Origin of the sequence: Leptolyngbya cf. ectocarpi LEGE 11479 (assembly GCF_015207065.1) — a bacterium.
Lineage (GTDB): Bacteria > Cyanobacteriota > Cyanobacteriia > Phormidesmidales > Phormidesmidaceae > Leptothoe > Leptothoe ectocarpi.
The window spans coordinates 1-2,525 of sequence record NZ_JADEXP010000551.1; the positions used below are offsets into that span (position 1 = coordinate 1).

At 51.6% G+C, this 2,525-nt stretch carries 5 protein-coding genes; 1 reads left to right on the plus strand and 4 read right to left on the minus strand.

From position 1 onward, the window contains the following. Nucleotide 1 precedes the first annotated feature (1 nt). Nucleotides 2-748: an SDR family NAD(P)-dependent oxidoreductase gene (locus IQ260_RS29760; protein WP_193996664.1), complete on the minus strand. Its 747-nt coding sequence runs from the start codon at nucleotides 746-748 to the stop codon at nucleotides 2-4. Nucleotides 749-771: 23 nt separating this feature from the next. Next, entirely contained in the window at nucleotides 772-1,029 is a 258-nt protein-coding gene (locus IQ260_RS29765; protein WP_193996665.1) for a TIGR03643 family protein, read from the minus strand. A 78-nt stretch (nucleotides 1,030-1,107) separates the two neighbouring features. Between IQ260_RS29765 and IQ260_RS29770 the strand changes: the two genes are divergently transcribed. Next, nucleotides 1,108-1,233, plus strand: a complete 126-nt coding sequence (locus IQ260_RS29770) for a photosystem II protein Y (protein ID WP_193996666.1) — start codon at nucleotides 1,108-1,110, stop codon at nucleotides 1,231-1,233. A gap of 435 nt (nucleotides 1,234-1,668) precedes the next feature. Here the strand turns inward: IQ260_RS29770 and IQ260_RS31600 are convergent, their stop codons facing one another. Together IQ260_RS31600 and rdgB are read right to left on the minus strand one after the other, a co-directional pair. Further along, nucleotides 1,669-1,803, minus strand: a complete 135-nt coding sequence (locus IQ260_RS31600) for a hypothetical protein (RefSeq protein WP_265579596.1) — start codon at nucleotides 1,801-1,803, stop codon at nucleotides 1,669-1,671. Between the two features lie 87 nt (nucleotides 1,804-1,890). Continuing rightward, nucleotides 1,891-2,469, minus strand: a complete 579-nt coding sequence (gene rdgB, locus IQ260_RS29775; protein WP_193996667.1) for an RdgB/HAM1 family non-canonical purine NTP pyrophosphatase — start codon at nucleotides 2,467-2,469, stop codon at nucleotides 1,891-1,893. Nucleotides 2,470-2,525: the final 56 nt, after the last annotated feature.

The following is a 2,525-nucleotide window of genomic DNA, read 5'->3' on the forward strand; positions in this document are numbered from 1 at the left end:
ATCAACTACCCTGTTGAGTAGGCCGCAGCAAAATGTCATGCACCTGTACATAGTCAGGCTGGCTCAGAACATAGCCAACGGCACTGGCAATGTCATTGGGTTGCAGCACCGGAAACTGACTATAAACCTGCCGGGCCTGCTCACGGCTGCCGGAATATTTTTCGGCAAATTCAGTTTCGACAAAGCCAGGGCTGATGGATGAAATCCGAATAGCGCTGTTAGCGGCCCGTAGTTCCTGGCGTAGGCCTTCGGTGAGGGCACGCACAGCAAACTTAGAGGCCGAGTACATACCGCTACCGGGTACTCGATGGGCTGACATGGAGCTAATGTGGACGATGTGGCCCCGGTCTTGCCTTAGCTCGCGCATGAGCTTGACCGCTTCGCGGGTGCAGATACTCAGGGCGATTACATTCACATCCATGGTTTCGCGCCATTTTTCCGTACTGCCGCTGGTGAGGGACTCTTTGTAGCCGAGACCGGCGTTATTGACTAGGACGTCAAGGCGGTTGAAGCGGGTTGCGATCGCGCCAAACCAACTTAAAATTTGCTGCTCATCCCGCAGGTCCACAGCCTGGGTCAGCACTTCCACATCATGCTGTACAGATAAAACATCGGCTAGTTCAGCCAAGCGCTGACGCCGTCGGGCACACAGGGCAAGGTTATAACCATCAGCCGCCAGCCGCGTGGCAATAGCTGTTCCAATACCGCTAGAAGCGCCGGTAATGGCCGCAATCGGTCGGTTATGCATAAAGTATAAAAATCAAACTGAGTTTATGAACCTTTTTGATTTTGCGAACGGAAGCGTCCGTTGTCAAAACCCCGCTGCTTGAGATGTTTGGTTTTGCGCCCGGTCACCCGCTGACGCCACATCCTAAAGCTGGAGCGTTTCATTTCGCGACGCATCAGGGCGATCACCTGCTTTTCTTTGAGGCCATATTGCAGCTCAATGGCTTCAAATGGCGTCCGGTCCTCCCAGGCCATTTCGATCACACGGTTGATGGTGTCAGAGTCAAGTTCAGGTAGTTTCATGTTCAAACCGCGCCTGGTTTATGAGAATATTATGTCTAAGTATTTATTAAAACGTTTTTCTCCGCAGGAGGTTCGGTAATGGACATTGATTTCCGGGTTGTAGCTGTGCTTGCTCCCATTGCCCTAGCTGCTGGCTGGGCTGGGTTTAACATCTTCCAAGCTGCACTAGGTCAAATTCAAACCTGGTTGAGCGAAGGCGAATAAGGTCACTTTCATTCAAAAAAGTTATCGAATTACTCATTTTAGCTGTCCCCCCCATGGGGGCAGCTTTTTTAGCTGCTGTGGTGGTTGAAAGGTGCTGAAAATCCGCTAACTCATATTTTGCAGCTGGCGAGGAAGCTCCTACCCGCCCTGCACTCAAAGTGTCAGGGCTAATAGATTCAAAACCCACTAAAGGGGTTAAAGATCGCTGAAAGCTCAGTTATAGAGCCTTATAACCAGACTGTCCCTATACGTGGACAACCCTCAATTAGCGGTGGGTTTCGAACCCAGCGTGGGTTGAAGCTGCATTACCGATCTTGATGCAAAATATGAGCTAACTCTCAGCAACGTACCGCCCGCTCACTTGGATTTCGGTATCTTTGCAGCAGATCAGTGAAAAGGGCAACAGCTTAAGTAACTGGCTGACTAGAAACAGAGCTATCCGCGAATTGAGCCTTGATTCGGGCGGTATTTTTTTATTTCACCACTGACTAACTCCCAGCGGCTTTCCTTGCCATCGGAGTAGGCTAAGTATTCGTCAAAGCTCAGCTTTTTCGTTTTTGCAACCGTCATTGTAGCGATTGAGCAATAGCTAGATTCTAGCAAGCCCGTTACTGCTTATTGATTGAAGCCAGAAAGCTAAGTTTCAAAAGGTCACAACTAATCTAGCTGCAGCTGTTTTAGGTTATCCATAATTTGGGCAAAGGCGATGCCGCGATGGCTGTGGGTTTCTTTTTGCGGGCGGCTCATTTCGGCAAAGGTTTTGCCTTGGCTGGGGACGTAGAAAATGGGATCATAGCCAAAGCCTTGGGTGCCTCTGGGTGCGGTAAGGATTTGGCCGGGGCAGATGCCTGTGGTGTCGAGGGCGATGGTGCCGTCGGGACGGGCGATCGCAAGGGCGCAGACGAATTGGGCGCTGCGGTTTGGGGTGTCTTTAAGCTCTTGCAGGACTCGGGCTATGCGGTCTGGGTCGTCTTTGCCGTAGCGGGCGGAGTAGAGGCCGGGGGCACCGCCCAGGGCGTCGATCTGGAGGCCGGAGTCGTCGGCGATGGCCCATTGATTGGTTGCGATCGCAACTTCTTTGGCTTTTAGGTGGGCATTTTCGATGAATGTGGTGCCGGTTTCGTCTACGTCAATTTCTTTGGGTTTTAGCTGCAGGTTCCAGCCTAGGGGGGTGAGGTAGACTTGCATTTCTTGGAGTTTGCCGGGGTTACCGGTGGCGACGATGAGGGTAGGCATATACGAGTTTTTGAAGTGTGTGCATATTTAAGTATGAGGGGTGGGTGGGAGATTGG

What these genes read in the sequence shown, in the direction of transcription:
- IQ260_RS29765 (WP_193996665.1), bottom strand. Translation starts at nt 1,029, where the DNA reads ATGAAACTACCTGAACTTGACTCTGACACCATCAACCGTGTGATCGAA.
- IQ260_RS29770 (WP_193996666.1), top strand. Translation starts at nt 1,108, where the DNA reads ATGGACATTGATTTCCGGGTTGTAGCTGTGCTTGCTCCCATTGCCCTA.
- IQ260_RS29760 (WP_193996664.1), bottom strand. Translation starts at nt 748, where the DNA reads ATGCATAACCGACCGATTGCGGCCATTACCGGCGCTTCTAGCGGTATT.
- rdgB (WP_193996667.1), bottom strand. Translation starts at nt 2,469, where the DNA reads ATGCCTACCCTCATCGTCGCCACCGGTAACCCCGGCAAACTCCAAGAA.
- IQ260_RS31600 (WP_265579596.1), bottom strand. Translation starts at nt 1,803, where the DNA reads ATGACGGTTGCAAAAACGAAAAAGCTGAGCTTTGACGAATACTTAGCC.